The organism is Maribacter halichondriae (assembly GCF_027474825.1).
Taxonomy (GTDB): Bacteria; Bacteroidota; Bacteroidia; order Flavobacteriales; family Flavobacteriaceae; genus Meishania; species Meishania halichondriae.
The window spans coordinates 2,369,073-2,384,706 of sequence record NZ_CP107030.1 but is presented as its reverse complement, the minus strand read 5'-3'; the positions used below and the strand labels follow the sequence as shown (position 1 = coordinate 2,384,706).

Annotated in this window: 14 protein-coding genes; 9 read left to right on the top strand and 5 right to left on the bottom strand. The window is 42.8% G+C overall.

The genetic code is table 11. From position 1 onward, the window contains the following. Nucleotides 1–6: 6 nt before the first annotated feature. Together N8A86_RS10830 and N8A86_RS10825 are read right to left on the bottom strand one after the other, a co-directional pair. A complete protein-coding gene (locus N8A86_RS10830) occupies nucleotides 7–1,257 on the bottom strand; it encodes an aspartate kinase (RefSeq protein ID WP_273565398.1) in 1,251 nt (416 codons plus the stop codon). Continuing rightward, nucleotides 1,254–1,736, bottom strand: a complete 483-nt coding sequence (locus N8A86_RS10825; RefSeq protein WP_430682148.1) for a GNAT family N-acetyltransferase — start codon at nucleotides 1,734–1,736, stop codon at nucleotides 1,254–1,256. Before N8A86_RS10825 ends, N8A86_RS10830 begins: the two co-directional genes overlap by 4 nt. Nucleotides 1,737–1,846: 110 nt before the next feature. Between N8A86_RS10825 and fbp the strand changes: the two genes are divergently transcribed. Beyond that, on the top strand, nucleotides 1,847–2,854 hold the full coding sequence (fbp, locus tag N8A86_RS10820) for a class 1 fructose-bisphosphatase (RefSeq protein ID WP_273569057.1): 1,008 nt from the start codon (nucleotides 1,847–1,849) through the stop codon (nucleotides 2,852–2,854). A 128-nt stretch (nucleotides 2,855–2,982) separates the two neighbouring features. Here fbp and N8A86_RS10815 read toward each other — a convergent pair whose 3' ends face one another. Next, the gene (locus N8A86_RS10815; RefSeq protein WP_273565397.1) at nucleotides 2,983–3,330 is read right to left on the bottom strand and encodes a tellurite resistance TerB family protein; all 348 of its coding nucleotides are present in this window, start codon (nucleotides 3,328–3,330) and stop codon (nucleotides 2,983–2,985) included. A 99-nt stretch (nucleotides 3,331–3,429) separates the two neighbouring features. Here N8A86_RS10815 and N8A86_RS10810 point away from each other — a divergent pair, with 99 nt between their 5' ends. Genes N8A86_RS10810 through N8A86_RS10800 form a run of 3 tightly spaced genes read left to right on the top strand, consistent with a single transcriptional unit; the run spans nucleotide 3,430 to nucleotide 8,617 of the window. Next, complete coding sequence (locus N8A86_RS10810) at nucleotides 3,430–4,458, top strand: ligase-associated DNA damage response exonuclease (protein WP_273565396.1); 1,029 nt, start codon at nucleotides 3,430–3,432, stop codon at nucleotides 4,456–4,458. A gap of 46 nt (nucleotides 4,459–4,504) precedes the next feature. Then, nucleotides 4,505–6,139, top strand: coding sequence for an ATP-dependent DNA ligase (locus tag N8A86_RS10805; protein ID WP_273565395.1), 1,635 nt, complete (start codon nucleotides 4,505–4,507; stop codon nucleotides 6,137–6,139). Nucleotides 6,140–6,148: 9 nt separating this feature from the next. Continuing rightward, complete coding sequence (locus N8A86_RS10800; protein WP_273565394.1) at nucleotides 6,149–8,617, top strand: ligase-associated DNA damage response DEXH box helicase; 2,469 nt, start codon at nucleotides 6,149–6,151, stop codon at nucleotides 8,615–8,617. Nucleotides 8,618–8,619: 2 nt separating this feature from the next. On the opposite strand, the gene N8A86_RS10795 is transcribed toward N8A86_RS10800, so the two are convergent. Both N8A86_RS10795 and rbsK read right to left on the bottom strand, forming a co-directional pair. Continuing rightward, complete coding sequence (locus N8A86_RS10795; protein WP_273565393.1) at nucleotides 8,620–9,615, bottom strand: GRP family sugar transporter; 996 nt, start codon at nucleotides 9,613–9,615, stop codon at nucleotides 8,620–8,622. A 1-nt stretch (nucleotide 9,616) separates the two neighbouring features. Next, the gene (rbsK, locus tag N8A86_RS10790; RefSeq protein ID WP_273565392.1) at nucleotides 9,617–10,525 is read right to left on the bottom strand and encodes a ribokinase; all 909 of its coding nucleotides are present in this window, start codon (nucleotides 10,523–10,525) and stop codon (nucleotides 9,617–9,619) included. Nucleotides 10,526–10,647: 122 nt separating this feature from the next. Between rbsK and N8A86_RS21575 the strand changes: the two genes are divergently transcribed. The 5 genes from N8A86_RS21575 (at nucleotide 10,648) to N8A86_RS22015 (ending at nucleotide 15,624) form a co-directional block, all read left to right on the top strand. Next, nucleotides 10,648–11,079 carry a metallophosphoesterase gene (locus tag N8A86_RS21575; RefSeq protein WP_337251585.1) on the top strand — a complete coding sequence of 144 codons (432 nt, stop codon included), beginning with the start codon at nucleotides 10,648–10,650 and terminating at the stop codon, nucleotides 11,077–11,079. Nucleotides 11,080–11,135: 56 nt separating this feature from the next. Beyond that, nucleotides 11,136–11,288, top strand: a complete 153-nt coding sequence (locus N8A86_RS21570; RefSeq protein WP_337251584.1) for a hypothetical protein — start codon at nucleotides 11,136–11,138, stop codon at nucleotides 11,286–11,288. Between the two features lie 50 nt (nucleotides 11,289–11,338). Continuing rightward, on the top strand, nucleotides 11,339–12,124 hold the full coding sequence (locus N8A86_RS10780; RefSeq protein ID WP_273565391.1) for a tryptophan-rich sensory protein: 786 nt from the start codon (nucleotides 11,339–11,341) through the stop codon (nucleotides 12,122–12,124). Nucleotides 12,125–12,211: 87 nt separating this feature from the next. Further along, nucleotides 12,212–14,878 carry a transcription-repair coupling factor gene (gene mfd / locus N8A86_RS10775; RefSeq protein WP_430682147.1) on the top strand — a complete coding sequence of 889 codons (2,667 nt, stop codon included), beginning with the start codon at nucleotides 12,212–12,214 and terminating at the stop codon, nucleotides 14,876–14,878. After that, a complete protein-coding gene (locus tag N8A86_RS22015; RefSeq protein ID WP_430682146.1) occupies nucleotides 14,848–15,624 on the top strand; it encodes a TRCF domain-containing protein in 777 nt (258 codons plus the stop codon). The genes mfd and N8A86_RS22015 overlap by 31 nt, the downstream gene beginning before the upstream one ends. Nucleotides 15,625–15,634 lie beyond the last annotated feature (10 nt).

The window sequence follows — 15,634 nt, the reverse complement described above, 5'->3', positions numbered from 1 at the left end:
TCGGCTTTATTTGACCACTAGTTGTAAAGTCTCCTTTCCCCTCTGTTCAAGTAGAATATCATGACCATTAAGAAGTGATGCTATGGCCTTTTCATTAAAATGCCGAATGGTATATAACGATACGCCCTCATGATGCACTACTTTGAAGCGACTCTTGAGTAAGTTTAACAATTCATCCAACCTTCCAAATTTGTTATCGACACAGACCGAAAAACTAATGGCCGAATTCTGTATCAGATCCACCTTCATTTTATGGTCATGAAGCATTTTGAAAAGTTCGCTAATGCTATCTTCTATAATGAACGAAAAATCAAGTGACGATAATTTCATCAGCACTTGGTTCTTCTTAACGATAAAGCAGGGAACCTCGGGTTCGATACCGATACCCTTACCGACAGTTGTGCCAGGGTCTTTCGGATTGATGAAGGATTTTACGTGTAAGGGAATCTCTTTTTGCTGTAAAGGCTGTAATGTTTTCGGATGGATAACCGATGCTCCGTAAAATGCCAATTCAATAGCCTCTAGATATGATATTTTGTTGAGCAACTGGGTCTCCTTGAAATATCTTGGATCCGCATTCAGTACGCCAGGAACATCTTTCCATATAGTCACCGAATCGGCATTGAGACAATATGCCAAGATCGCAGCTGAATAATCCGAACCTTCACGACCCAAAGTCGTTGTGAAATTATTTTCATCGCTACCCAAAAAACCTTGGGTAATATTAAGCTTCTTACGGTCGACGATATTCTGGACATTCTGTTGCGTCTTCTCCCAATTGACCGTTGTATCACGATAACTATTATCTGTCTTAATCAAATTACGGACATCGAGCAAGGTATTCTCAATGCCCGTTCCATTAAGATATTCGCTGACTATTTGCGTTGAAATCAACTCGCCATATCCCACCACTTGGTCATAGACAAAATTATATTTCGGCGATTTGTTCCAGGCCAGAAAACCTTGGACTTCGTCGAACAATGACTTGACTTTACCAAAAATAGGATGATTTCCATTGCCAAAGAGGTCTTTTAAAATATCGTCATGATATTTTATAACTTGCTGAATGGCCGATGGCAAGTCATTTTTATCTTGAAAATACGCGTCGACCACGGCCTCCATGGCGTTCGTCATTTTACCCATCGCCGAAATGACAAGTAACGTGTTTTCATGACCAACCTCGCTCAATACCTTGGCCAAATTTTTCACACTATTAGCATCTTTGACCGATGCCCCGCCAAATTTAAAAATCCTCATAGTTTGCTTAGATAATTTTTGATTCCTGCTTCATCCAACTGAACGACATCCCAATCGCGCATCACCCTTGCTCCTTTACTTTCATAGAATTTTATAGCAGGGTCGTTCCAATCCAGTACTTCCCAACTGATGCGTTTGACTCCTTGGGCCGCACCATATTTTACTACTTCATTCAAAAGGGCGGTCCCTAATCCGCTGCCCCGCATTTTTTCGGAGACAATGAGATCTTCCAAGTGAATGACAGGTCCTTTCCAAGTAGAATATCTTGGATAGACCAATGCCATTCCGACAATCTTATTTTCGAATTCAGCAACGAAACAATGAAACAGCTTTTGTTTTCCAAATCCATCCCTCTTAAGATTTTCGACCGTTACCTCCACGGCGTTGGACTCCTTTTCAAAAACGGCCAATTCTTTAATGAGGCCCAGCAATTGGGGCATATCATCGATTCTTGCTTGTCTAATACTAAAATCAATCATTGTTACAAATAAAACACAAAGTTATAAATTTAAAAAACCGAAATGATTCGAAAACGTTATAGTTTCACAAAATACCCGATATTTGTACTCGAATTAACAATTAGTTCATGATCCACAAGAAAAACAAGACCCTAGGGGAGTTCATTATCGAAAATCAATCTTCCTTTCAATACTCCTCGGGCGAACTATCCAAACTAATCAATGCCATTCGCCTCGCTGCAAAAGTAGTAAACCACGAGGTCAATAAAGCGGGACTTGTTGATGTTCTGGGTGCCGCAGGGGATACCAATATTCAAGGCGAAGACCAACAAAAATTAGATGTTCTGGCGAATGACAAGTTTATTCAGACATTGAAAAATAGGGAAATCGTTTGCGGAATCGCCTCGGAAGAAGAAGATGATTTTATCAGTATCAATAGCAACGATGAGCAGCATCAGAACAAATACGTAGTTTTAATCGACCCCTTGGATGGGTCTTCCAATATCGACGTTAATGTCTCGGTAGGTACGATTTTTTCGATTTATCGACGTTTAACACCAGTAGGTACACCGGTCTCGCTAGAAGATTTCCTGCAACCAGGTCATCAACAAGTTGCTGCCGGATATATTGTCTACGGAACGTCTACCATGTTGGTCTATACCACAGGTGACGGGGTGAACGGCTTCACGCTGAACCCGGCTATCGGTACTTTTTATCTATCCCATCCCAATATGCAATTTCCCGATACGGGGAAAATTTATTCGGTCAACGAGGGAAACTACATTCATTTTCATCAAGGGGTAAAAGACTATATCAAATATTGCCAACAAGAAGAAGGTGACCGACCTTACACATCGAGATACATAGGGTCTTTGGTTTCCGATTTTCATAGAAACATGATCAAAGGAGGCATTTATATGTACCCGAAAAGCAGTATTACCGCAAGTGGTAAACTGAGATTACTGTACGAATGCAATCCGATGGCCTTTATAGCCGAACAGGCAAATGGTCTTGCAGTAGGCGGCAAAAGTCGCATTATGGATATAGAACCCACTGAACTACATCAAAGAGTGCCTTTTTTCTGCGGAAGTCGTAAAATGGTAGAGAAACTTCAAGAATTTTTGGATAAATACCATTAAAAAAGGGGGCATTCGCCTCCTTTTTTAATATTTCAATCTGTAGTAGCTACTACTATCTTTTAACCAGATACATAAAATCTTCAAAATCTATTTTCCCCTTAAAGATAGATACCGATTTTTCAATCAATTTATCGGCCCCGTCGTTGGGAAAACCCAGTCCGATGGCATATCTTTTTCAGCAATACCATTTCGTCGTCGTTGACTTCATTGTCCGCAAAAATCATTTTCATTAAGTCAAAAAAACGCTCTAACCTTTTTTCATAGCTTACCTGATGATTAATCAGATATTTATTTTTCTCCTTCATTACCTCTTTAAATTGTTCATCGGTAATTTGAAGTTTTTGGGCGAATCTTTTTAAAAGAATCATTTCCGACTCGCCTATTGCACCATCTACGCCCGCCAAGCTGGCTATGCTACCAAAATGGGCCAAATTATTGTTTGAAGAATCACGGTTATAAAGATCTCGTACTGACATATATCGGTATTTTATCGGCTGCAAATATAATTTTTTTAGAAGTCATTAATTGGCTCTTGACAATTTATTTTTATGGGGAATTCGTAACTTCCGAATGCTATGAAAAAACCAATTCTCGAATTTACCGACAAAGGAATTTATTGTAGTGCCGCAAAAGTATATATCGACCCGTGGAAGCCCGTTGACAAGGCGATAATTTCACATGGTCATGCCGACCATAGCCGGTGGGGACATAAACAATACATCACACATCATCGCAACGTACCCATTATTTCACATCGCTTGGGAGAAATCAATGTTACTGGAAAAGAATGGGGCGAAACCTTTGTAATCAACAATGTCAAATTCAGTCTGCATCCGGCAGGGCATATCATAGGTTCTTCCCAAATTCGTGTAGAACGTAAAGGGGAGGTATGGATTTTTACCGGGGACTATAAATCTGAGGATGATGGAATCTCCACCCCTTTCGAACCCATAAAGTGCCATACGTTCATCACGGAATGCACCTTCGGTTTACCTGCTTTTAAATGGACACCCCAAAAAGAAGTTTTCGAAAATATCAACCAATGGTGGGTGGAAAATAAGGCCGAAGACAAGACATCTATTCTATTTGGTTATTCTTTGGGAAAAGCACAACGCCTTTTAAAATATCTGAACACCGATATCGGAAAAATCTACACCCACGGAGCCATTGAAAACATGACAGAAATCTTGCGGCCCTTAGCTGATTTTCCAGAAACAACTTTGATTACTAGGGAAATCAAAAAGGAAGAACTACTGGGAAACATAGTACTCGCTCCACCCAGCGCGCATGGAAGCACATGGATCCGTAAAATGGTGCCTTACGTAACAGCATCCGCCAGCGGATGGATGACCTTTCGTGGAGCCAGAAGACGACGAGCCATCGACAAGGGCTTTGTTCTTAGTGACCATTGTGATTGGCAAGGCTTGCTTGAAAGCATAAAGGCTACAGGTGCTGAAAAAGTGATTTGTACGCATGGTTATACGGAGATTTTTTCGCGCTATTTACGAGAACAGGGGTATGACGCGCGAACAGAGGAGACGCAATACGAAGGTGAGCTGGGAGAATTGAATGCAAGTAAGGAAGAACCCGTAGAAGTTAATTAAACAGATTGCTTCTCCCGATAACTATCGGGATAGCAATGACGAATACATGAAGAATTTCGCACAACTTATAAAAACCCTCGATAGCACTAACAAGACCAACATTAAAGTACAGGCTCTGGCCGACTATTTTTCTGTGGCAAGTGACAAAGACAAAGTTTGGACCATTGCCATACTTTCGCACCGCCGTCCTCCAAGACCTGTAAATACAACATTGCTACGTGAGTGGGCATCTGAACTGGCCAATATTCCCTTATGGCTTTTTGAGGAAAGTTATCATATTGTGGGTGATTTGGCCGAGACGATTGCTTTGGTCGTTCCTTCCTCGAAATCTTCAACCGAAAAAACATTGACCCTGTTTTTGGAGGAAATGATTGCCCTGAAAAAGAAATCCGACGAGGAAAAACGGGAATATCTTTTTGAAAATTGGAAGGTATTGGATTATTATGAGCGTTTTGTTTTTACCAAATTGATTACGGGTGGATTTCGAATTGGGGTCAGTCAAAAATTGATGACCCGTGCGCTCGCTAAGGCCACTGAAATCGATGAAGATATCCTGGCCTATAAACTCATGGGCAATTGGGATCCCAATCAAATTACCTTTCAAGAATTGATCTTGGAGGAAAACGAAAGTGACTACCTGTCTAAACCCTATCCGTTTTATTTAGCCTATGCCATTGAAGATAAAGTGCATGATTTGGGAGATGTCAGCGAATGGTCGGCCGAGCATAAATGGGATGGAATCCGCTCGCAAGTCATCCTCCGAAATAATGAAATTTTTGTCTGGAGCCGTGGTGAGGAATTGGTCACAGATAAATATCCTGAATTTGAAAGTTTCATTGGAGCAATTCCGAATGGAACCGCAATCGACGGGGAAATTCTCCCCTACCCCAATGGCCAAATCGGAACCTTCAATGACCTACAAACTAGAATAGGCAGAAAAACCGTTTCCAAAGCATTACTTGAAAAAGTTCCGGTTATTCTAAAAACTTATGATTTATTGGAATGGCAGGGCGAAGACATCCGAAGCAAACCTTTTGTAGAGCGCCGAAATTTGTTGGAAAATCTATTTAAAAACGTGTGTCATGCTGAGCCTGTCGAAGCACTAGTCGAAAAATCACTGGAAATACCACTTCATCTCTCCGAAACTATGCACTTCGATTCTTGGGAAGAAGTCTCAAAAGAACGCGGACGCTCGCGGGAAGTCCATAGTGAAGGCTTAATGTTGAAGCGAATAAATTCACCCTATTTAGTTGGTAGAAAAAAAGGCGACTGGTGGAAATGGAAAGTAGACCCCTTGACCATTGATGCAGTTTTAACTTATGCCATGCGCGGCCATGGTAGGCGAAGCAATCTTTTTACCGATTACACTTTTGCACTTTGGAACGAGAATGAAGAAGGTGAAAAAGAATTGGTCACTTTCGCCAAAGCATATTCCGGATTGACCGATGCCGAATTCCGCCAAGTTGATAATTGGATCAAAAAAAATACTTTGGAACGGTTCGGTCCGGTTCGGTCAGTTACCCCGCATCATGTTTTTGAAATCGCCTTTGAAGGAATTGCCCTATCAAAACGGCACAAAAGTGGAGTAGCGACTCGTTTTCCGAGAATGTTGCGATGGCGGAAGGACAAGAACATTCATGAAGCGAACAGCCTTTCGGATTTAAAGGAAATGATACCTTAGACCACCTTAATGAACAGAGACGAACTTTATGAAATCGCCGAAAACTGGTTCCAACAACAAAACTGGAAACCCTTCAAATTCCAAAAAGACACTTGGAAGGCTTTTCTACAAGGCAAACACGGACTCCTGAACGCTCCAACTGGTAGCGGAAAAACCTATGCACTATGGTTTCCTATTGTCTTGAACTACATCAAAAAAAATCCTCATTACAAAACCAAGCATAAAAAGGGATTAAAGGCAGTTTGGATCACTCCTTTGCGCGCCCTTTCCCAAGAAATCAGGCAGTCCGCAGAGCGGGTCACGTCAGATTTGGGAACTCAAATGACCGTAGGAATCCGTACTGGGGATACTTCGACCAAAGCTAGGGCGGCCATGAAAAAGCAAATGCCGGATCTTTTAATCACAACTCCCGAAAGTTTGCAGTTGCTTTTGGCTACCAAAGGGTACGATAAAATATTCAAAGACTGTACGGCAATCGTTGTTGACGAATGGCATGAACTTTTAGGAACCAAACGAGGGGTGCAAATGGAACTTGCCTTATCAAGACTAAGAACCGTTTCAAAACAACTTCGGATTTGGGGAATTTCAGCCACCATAGGGAATCTAGAACAGGCAAGAGATGTATTACTGGGGCCAGAAACGGACGCACTCCAAAATTCCGTGATGATCAAGGCCAATATCAAAAAGAAAATCACGGTCCGCAGCATCATACCCAAAGAAATGGAGACTTTTCCATGGCGAGGACATCTCGGAATTCGATTGCTGGAAGAAGTCGTACCCATTATCAACAATAGCAAAACAACCTTGCTCTTCACCAATACCCGAAGTCAATGTGAAATCTGGTTTCAGAAAATATTGGAAAAACATCCGGAGTATGCGGGAGAAATTGCAATGCACCACGGTAGCATAAATAAAGAAACCCGCAATTGGGTCGAACAAGCGATTCGCAATGAAAGTCTTAAGGCCGTGGTCTGCACTTCTAGTTTGGATTTGGGTGTCGATTTTGCACCTGTGGAAACCGTGGTACAAATCGGAGGTCCGAAAGGGGTAGCGCGATTTTTGCAACGTGCGGGTCGAAGTGGCCACCGCCCGGGTAAGGAAAGCGTCATCTATTTTATGCCCACCCACGCCATAGAACTAATCGAGGCCTCGGCATTGCAAAAAGCGGTCAAGGAGAATACAGTGGAAGATCGTATTCCGTATCTCAACAGTTACGACGTTTTGTTGCAATATTTGACCACTTTAGCCATTTCCGAAGGATTTTATCCCGATGAGCTCTACGAAGAAGTCCGGCAAACGTTTTGTTACCAAACCCTGACCAAAGACCAATGGCAATGGCTGTTGAATTTTTTAGTGATGGGTAGTCAGAGCTTGCAATCGTATGACGAATACAAAAAAGTGGAGGTTGAGGATGACGGAAAATTCAAGGTCAACGATCGGGGCGTAGCCATGCGTCACCGTTTTCAAATAGGCACTATCGTTGGCGATGTAAACTTGACGGTTCGCTATCAAAAAGGAGGCTATATCGGTTCGATCGAGGAGTATTTTATTTCCAAATTGAACAAGGGCGATGTCTTTACTTTTGCCGGACGTAATTTGGAATTCATCCGTATCAAGGATATGCAAGTGCATGTTCGGAATTCCACCAAACGAACGAACAAAATTTCCAGTTGGATGGGAAGTCGCCTAACCCTCTCGGCGCAAATGTCAAAACTACTTAGAGAGGAACTCTATTCCTCCTATGAAGAACCAAAGAATCAATCGCCCGAAATCAGGTCCTTGGCCCATATATTTGAGCGCCAACGACGGGAAAGCATTGTACCCAAACCGAATGAATTTCTAATCGAAACCTTTAAAACACGAGATGGCTACCACCATATTTTTTATCCCTTTGAGGGGCGGTTTGTCCACGAAGCTATGGGAAGTTTACTAGGGTATCGAATAAGCCTACTATCTCCCATTACATTTTCGTTAGCCTTTAACGACTACGGATTCGAATTGCTTTCCGACAAGCCAATCGATATGCAACAAGTCTTAGATAACGATTTATTTACTACGGATTATCTTCTCGATGATTTACAAAAAAGTCTGAACGCTACCGAAATGGCACGACGGAAATTCCGTGATATTGCCATTATAAGTGGGATGGTCTTTACGGGCTACCCGAACAAAGGAATTAAAATGAAGCACCTGCAAAGCAATTCGCAACTATTGTTCGAAGTCTTTCGCGATTACGAACCCGAAAACCTGTTGTTTCAACAAGCCTTTACCGAAACCTTTCAACACCAATTGGAAGAGGGTCGTTTGCGACTTTCCATGGAACGCATCGCCACCCAAGAAGTCGTTTGGAAACAGTGCGAAAAAGCTACTCCCTTTGCCTTTCCTTTAATTACGGATAGGCTAAGTCGTGAAAAACTTTCCAGCGAGAAATGGGAGGATCGGGTGAAACGGATGGCGGCTCTGTTGATGAAGAAGTAAATTCATCGCGCCGCAATAATCAACCCCAACCCTATAATATAAAGCAGCAACATGGCATTCAACATACCCCCTACTCCTTTGGGAGCACCTTTGAATTCCTTCCAAACGACGATGCCCCAAAGTGCGGCTACCACAGTTGCTCCTTGGCCTAATCCATAAGAGATTGCGGGGCCAGCTTTATCCGAAGCAAGAATGCTAAAAGACATACCGATACACCAAATGATTCCGCCGATAATACCCATCAAATGACTTTTCGAGCTTCCCGAAAAATAATCCTTGAAACTGACGGGGGCACCTTCAAAAGGCTTTTTCATCAAGACCGCATTGAAAATAAAATTGCTGGCTAGAATTCCCAAGGAAAATAAGAAAACCGCTGTATACGGACTTAATTTCCCCACAATCGGATTCGCAAAATCAGGGAACATGGAATTGGCAACGTATTTGTAGAATAGTCCCATTAATAGTCCGGCAACCACCGCCAAGACCAATCCCTTAGTCGGTACTTTTTGCTGCTGTGCAGAAAGCTTCCGATAGGCATTTGCATTCAATAAAATGGCTAAAACAATCAAGGCTACCCCACCGAAAAGCAAAGTCGAATTCCCTACCGGAGCATCTATGTAATTGACGATTACCCCGATGACCAATGCCAATCCGATTCCTACCGGAAAAGCCACGGACATTCCAGCCAAGGTAATGGCCGCTACCAAAAGGATGTTGGCGGCGTTAAAAAGTATTCCCCCTAAAACAGCCGACCAAATGTTATCGTTGTCGGCTTGTGAAAGGTCTTCAAGAAAAGGTCTACCACCCTCGCCCATACTTCCTGCAGTAAGCGCAAAAAGCAATGAAAACAATACGATTCCGAGGACATAATCCCAATAAAACAGTTCAAAGCGCCAATCTTTTGCCGCCAATTTTTGGGTATTCGCCCAAGAACCCCATGCGAACATCGTAATCACGCAGAAAATCACGGCCAGAGTATAGGTTTCAATAATGAACATATCAGTTGAATTTGTTGATTTCCTCTTTGTACGGGGCAGATCCTTGGGCTCCCATTTTCGTGACGGACAATGCTGCCGCCTTATTGGCGTAAGCAATACTTTCGCGCCAACCCATTTCTTGCGAAAGGCAAACGGTCAAAACACCATTAAAAACGTCTCCTGCCGCAGTCGTGTCAATTGCCTTTACTTGATGGGACGGAACTAAGAATTTTTCTTCACAGTTCATGAAAAAAGCGCCACGACTTCCTAAAGTGATAATAACATTTTGTACCCCACTATCCAATAGTGCTTGTGCAGCAGCCTCCATTGATGGGTCGTCTTCGACCGAAATTCCAGTCAGTATTTTGGCCTCCGTTTCATTGGGTGTAATCAAAAAAAGTCCGTCCAAAATAGCATCCGATAATTCTTGGGCAGGGGCCGGATTAATGATTAAGGGCTGATCGGTCAATTTACTGTAACGCGCCAAATATTCGATGGTCTCAACAGGAGTTTCCAATTGAGTCAGGAACATTCCGTCGTTATCCATTTCCTCCATTACCTCTGAAACATAGATGGGCGAGAGTTTAGCGTTCGTTCCGGAGGCCACGACGATTTCATTTTCACCTTCCCCATTCACGGTAATCAAAGCCACCCCTGATGCGGCATCCTTAATCACCTTAGCAAAATCAACGTGAATGCCTTCCTCACGATAACCTTCCAAGGCGTTTTGTCCGAAAACATCATCACCAACAGCACAGATAAAGGTGACTTCGCCACCCGCACGCGCAGCTGCAACGGCCTGATTGGCACCTTTCCCACCGGGGAACATAAAAAAATTTCCTCCCAATATAGTTTCTCCGGGTTCGGGAAACCGTTGGGTCTTTACAACCATATCGGTATTCGAACTTCCGACAACAATAATCTTAGCCATTTTTTCTGGTTGGAATTGTTGCTACAAAGTAGCGATTCGGCACTATAAAAACAAACGGTCATTTAGTACCTTTGATTTCCATGAACACCCAATCTATTCGAATAAAAAATCATGCATTTATCATGCACCCGCTCGGAGTGCTTTTTTGGGAGGAAAAATCAATGCTACTGATTAGTGATGTTCACTTGGGAAAGGTTTCCCATTTTCGCAAGTCCGGGGCGGCCGTACCCCAAAAGGCGATTCAAAAAAACTTTGACGTGCTCGATGAAGTCATCGCATTTTTTCAACCAAAGACTGTTGTTTTTATGGGTGATCTATTTCATTCCTCCCTAAATAAAGAATGGCAACTTTTTGAAAAATGGACTGCCACGATCAGTTCAAAAATGATTTTAGTGGTGGGGAATCACGACATCATTTCCCCATTAAAATATGAAGATTTGGGCATTGACATAGTTTCCGAAATTCAGTCAAATGGTTTTCTGTTGACCCACCATCCAGAGGAACGGGGGATTTTTTCAACTTCTGTGGTCATATCCATCCCGCGATTCGTTTGACGGGACTAGGAAGGCAATCCGTTCGGTTAAAGTGCTTTTTTAAATCAGAAACACAAATGCTGTTACCGGCTTTCGGGGAGTTCACAGGTTCGTTCACCATGGAACCTGAAAAGGATTCCGAAGTTTTTGCGTTGTTGGGCGATACCGTACTGCCCGTAAATCTGAAAGAAGTCAAGAAAAAAGGCGCTATTCAAAGTAGCTCGGTTTAAATTCATTAGAGCACGCCGACAAACCTGCAAAATGCTTATTTTTAGTTGCTATGAAAAAAACGCTGTCCCTTTTAAATCTGCTATCGGTGATTTTGGTGATTGCCATCAACTATGCATCTCAAGCGATTCGCATCAATGAGACCACGATAGGCGAAATCAGCAACAAATACTACAACTTATTTACTCCTGCTGGATACGCCTTTGCCATCTGGGGACTCATATTCTTGGCTTTACTCGCCTATGGAATTTTTCAGGTTCGCCGCGCCTATTTCACTACTGAAAAAAGTGAGTTCATCGAGCAAACCAGCTATTGGTTCATTAGCGCGAACGTGCTTAATTGTACGTGGGTGTTTGCCTTCACTTTTGATTATACGGGATTATCGGTTTTGATCATGTTAGGCATTCTTTTCTCGCTCATCAAGGTCATCTTGAACACGAATATGGAACGTTGGCACGCCCCAAAGGCAATCATCGCCTTTGTTTGGTGGCCCATTTGCATTTACAGCGGGTGGATCGCGGTGGCCACCATCGCCAATATTTCGGCCTACTTGTCAAAATTAGGTTGGGAGGGCGGTTTTCTTTCCGAAATAAGTTGGACGATCATCATGATTCTTATCGCGGCCGCACTCAACGTTTTTATGATTTTCAATAGGAACATGCGCGAATTTGCAGCGGTCGGTATTTGGGCATTGTTCGCTATTTTTATACGTCATAAGGATTCCATCGAAAGCATCGCCTATACCGCCCTGAGGGCCAGCATCGTCATCTTTTTAATTGCGGCTTGGTACGGATTTAAGAATCGGAAGAGCAATCCGTTTTTTCCTTTTAGCAACTGAATTATGGGATGTTTGGCCTTTTCTCCACAAACTCTTGGTACGATGCGACAGTAAGGGTTATCTTTGCTCCTCAAATTTTAGTATTTTTTGTCGAAGGTTAGCATTCAGGAAGTGTTTTCACAGTCTCCAAAAACAAGGAAACTGCGGGATGCTATTGCCGAAAATATCACCCCGAGCGCAGTCGAGGGGTCTCTCGCTAGGACCAAAATTCAATTAAAAGGCTTAACCGGCTCCTCCTTATCTTTTGTCCTTTCGGATGTATTCAAAGAGGCAGACAAACCTTTTCTCCTGATTTTCGACGACAAGGAAGAAGCGGCCTATTACCTCAACGATCTTGAGCAACTGATCGGCGAAAAAGACGTGTTGTTCTACCCTGGAAGTTACCGCCGACCTTACCAAATCAAGGAAACCGATAACGCCAATGTCTTATTGCGAGCGGAAGTTTTAAATCGCATCAACTCCCGCAAAAAACCAGCAGTCATCGTAACCTATCCCGATGCGCTTTTTGAAAAGGTGGTTACCCGCAGGGAACTTGAAAAAAACACCCTGAAAATAAAATTGGAAGATTCACTTTCGCTCGACTTTCTGAACGAGGTGCTCTTCGAATACCAGTTCAAAAGGGTCGATTTCGTTACGGAACCGGGCGAGTTTTCTGTTCGTGGGGGTATTGTCGATGTTTTTTCCTTCTCGCATGACGAACCCTATCGTATCGAATTTTTTGGGGACGAAGTGGAGAGCATTCGAACGTTCGATGTGGAGACGCAGCTATCTACCGAAAAGGTCAAGAAAATCAGTATCATTCCCAATGTGGCTAATAAACTTTTAGAAGAAAAAAGGGAAAGTTTCCTGAACTATAATTCCTCTGAAACCATCATTTTTGCCAAGAATACCGATTTACTTTTTGACCGTTTGGATGATTTCTTCGGGAAGGCAATAGAAGCCTTTGAAAAGCTCTCCAAGGAGATCAAACATGCCGAACCCGAGGAACTTTTTATGAACTCCGAAAGTTTTAGGAAGCAATTGGAAGGGTTTGGATTGATTACACTTTCTAGGGGTAAAGAGACCCTGAAAGAAGTTCAGGGTTCCGAAATCGCGTTTCGGACCAAGCCCCAACCCTCGTTCAACAAAAAGTTCGATCTACTTATTGAAAACCTCAACCAGTTCAAAGCAAAAGGTTATACCAACTATATTTTCTGTGCCAGCGAGCAACAGGCGAAACGGTTCCACGCCATTTTTGAGGATGCTAACGAGCACGTACATTATCAAACATTGGTTTTTCCGTTATACCAGGGTTTTATTGATGATGATCAAAAAATTGTCTGTTATACCGACCATCAGGTTTTTGAGCGTTACCATAAATTCCATCTAAAAAATGGCTATGCCAAAAAACAGGCCATTACCCTCAAAGAGCTCACCAAATTGGAAATTGGCGATTACGTTACCCATATCGATCATGGGATCGGTAAATTCGGAGGACTCCAAAAAATCGATGTCGAAGGCAAAAAGCAGGAAGCAATCAAATTGATGTACGGCGACCGTGATACACTTTACGTTAGTATTCATTCATTACATAAAATCTCAAAATTCAACGGTAAGGATGGTGCCGTTCCTAAAATTTACAAACTTGGTTCCGCAGCTTGGAAGAAACTTAAACAAAAGACCAAAACACGGGTCAAGAAAATTGCTTTCGACCTAATAAAAGTCTACGCCAAACGCCGCTTGGAAAAAGGTTTTCAATACGATCCTGACAGTTATTTCCAGAATGAACTCGAAGCTTCTTTTATCTATGAGGATACCCCCGACCAGAGCACGGCCACTGAAGATGTAAAACGCGACATGGAAAGTGAACGCCCTATGGATCGCCTCATCTGCGGCGATGTAGGTTTTGGAAAAACCGAGGTTGCCATTCGGGCCGCTTTTAAGGCCGTTGATAACGGCAAACAGGTCGCTGTACTCGTGCCGACTACTATTTTGGCCTTCCAACATAATCGTACATTTAAAGAACGCTTGAAGGAAATGCCTGTGACCGTTGATTACCTCAACCGCTTTCGTACCGCCAAAGAACGTCGGGAAACTCTGGAAAATCTAGCTTCCGGAAAAGTCGATATCATTATCGGAACCCACCAATTGGTCAACAAAAATGTAAAGTTCAAAGATTTGGGATTACTAATTGTTGATGAGGAACAAAAATTCGGGGTATCGGTAAAAGACAAGTTAAAGGCCATCAAAGAGAATGTTGATGTATTAACGTTGACGGCAACGCCTATTCCGAGAACCCTGCAATTCAGTTTGATGGCTGCCCGGGATTTGTCTGTCATTAATACGCCTCCACCAAACCGATATCCCATCGAAAGTCGCGTTATTCGGTTTACCGAGGAAACCATTCGCGATGCTATCAGTTATGAAATCCAGCGCGGTGGACAAGTTTTCTTTATCCATAATCGCATTGAGAACATCAAGGAAGTTGCCGGAATGATCCAGCGCCTCGTTCCCGATGCAAAAGTTGGTATTGGTCATGGTCAAATGGAGGGCAAGAGATTGGAGACCTTGATGTTGGCCTTTATGAACGGGGAGTTCGATGTTCTGGTTTCGACCACCATCGTTGAAAGCGGACTCGATGTAACCAATGCCAATACTATTTTTATCAACAACGCCAACAATTTCGGACTAAGCGATTTGCATCAAATGCGCGGTCGCGTGGGCCGTAGTAATAAAAAGGCTTTTTGCTATTTTATTACTCCCCCTACGATGTAATGACCACCGATGCGCGAAAACGCATCGAGGCTTTGGAGCAATTTACCGCATTGGGCAGCGGCTTCAATATCGCCATGAAAGATCTTGAAATTCGTGGAGCAGGAGATCTGTTGGGCGGCGAACAAAGCGGATTCATCAATGAAATTGGTTTTGAAACCTATCAGAAAATTTTGGCCGAAGCCATTGATGAACTCAAGGAAACTGAATTCAAAGAACTTTATGACGAAGTGGAAGGGCATAAAGAAAAGGTCTTTGTCAAAGAGACCCAAATCGACTCTGATTTTCAATTGCAGTTTCCCGATGATTACATCAACAACATTACCGAACGCCTGAATCTTTACACGGAACTTAATCAGGTAAAAAACGAAGAAGGGTTACAAAAATTCGAAGCGCAACTGATCGATCGCTTTGGAGAACTTCCTTCTCAGGCCGAGGATTTATTAAATTCCGTTCGCATCAAATGGATCGCCAACAGTATCGGATTGGAAAGAGTCGTTATGAAAAAAGGTAAATTGATTGGTTACTTTATCGCCGACCAACAATCCGAATTTTACCAAAGTGCAGCTTTTACCAAAGTTTTGCAATTTGTGCAAAGTCATCCCCAACAGTGTAAAATGAAGGAGAAACAAACCCGGAACGGGCTGCGCTTGTTGTTGGTTTTTGAAGGTGTTATCTCCGTCGAAAAGGCCTTAGAAGCCTTAGCTCTATTTGAATTTAGGAAATCGGTCGAGTCAATCATCGACTGATTAATGCTAG

Excerpts from the sequence above, each read along its gene's own strand:
- N8A86_RS10830 (WP_273565398.1), bottom strand. The coding sequence starts at position 1,257 with ATGAGGATTTTTAAATTTGGCGGGGCATCGGTCAAAGATGCTAATAGT.
- N8A86_RS10825 (WP_430682148.1), bottom strand. The coding sequence starts at position 1,736 with ATGATTGATTTTAGTATTAGACAAGCAAGAATCGATGATATGCCCCAA.
- N8A86_RS10815 (WP_273565397.1), bottom strand. The coding sequence starts at position 3,330 with ATGTCAGTACGAGATCTTTATAACCGTGATTCTTCAAACAATAATTTG.
- N8A86_RS10810 (WP_273565396.1), top strand. The coding sequence starts at position 3,430 with ATGAAAAAACCAATTCTCGAATTTACCGACAAAGGAATTTATTGTAGT.
- N8A86_RS10805 (WP_273565395.1), top strand. The coding sequence starts at position 4,505 with ATGAAGAATTTCGCACAACTTATAAAAACCCTCGATAGCACTAACAAG.
- N8A86_RS10800 (WP_273565394.1), top strand. The coding sequence starts at position 6,149 with ATGAACAGAGACGAACTTTATGAAATCGCCGAAAACTGGTTCCAACAA.
- N8A86_RS10795 (WP_273565393.1), bottom strand. The coding sequence starts at position 9,615 with ATGTTCATTATTGAAACCTATACTCTGGCCGTGATTTTCTGCGTGATT.
- rbsK (WP_273565392.1), bottom strand. The coding sequence starts at position 10,525 with ATGGCTAAGATTATTGTTGTCGGAAGTTCGAATACCGATATGGTTGTA.
- N8A86_RS21575 (WP_337251585.1), top strand. The coding sequence starts at position 10,648 with ATGCACCCGCTCGGAGTGCTTTTTTGGGAGGAAAAATCAATGCTACTG.
- N8A86_RS21570 (WP_337251584.1), top strand. The coding sequence starts at position 11,136 with ATGCTGTTACCGGCTTTCGGGGAGTTCACAGGTTCGTTCACCATGGAA.
- N8A86_RS10780 (WP_273565391.1), top strand. The coding sequence starts at position 11,339 with ATGAAAAAAACGCTGTCCCTTTTAAATCTGCTATCGGTGATTTTGGTG.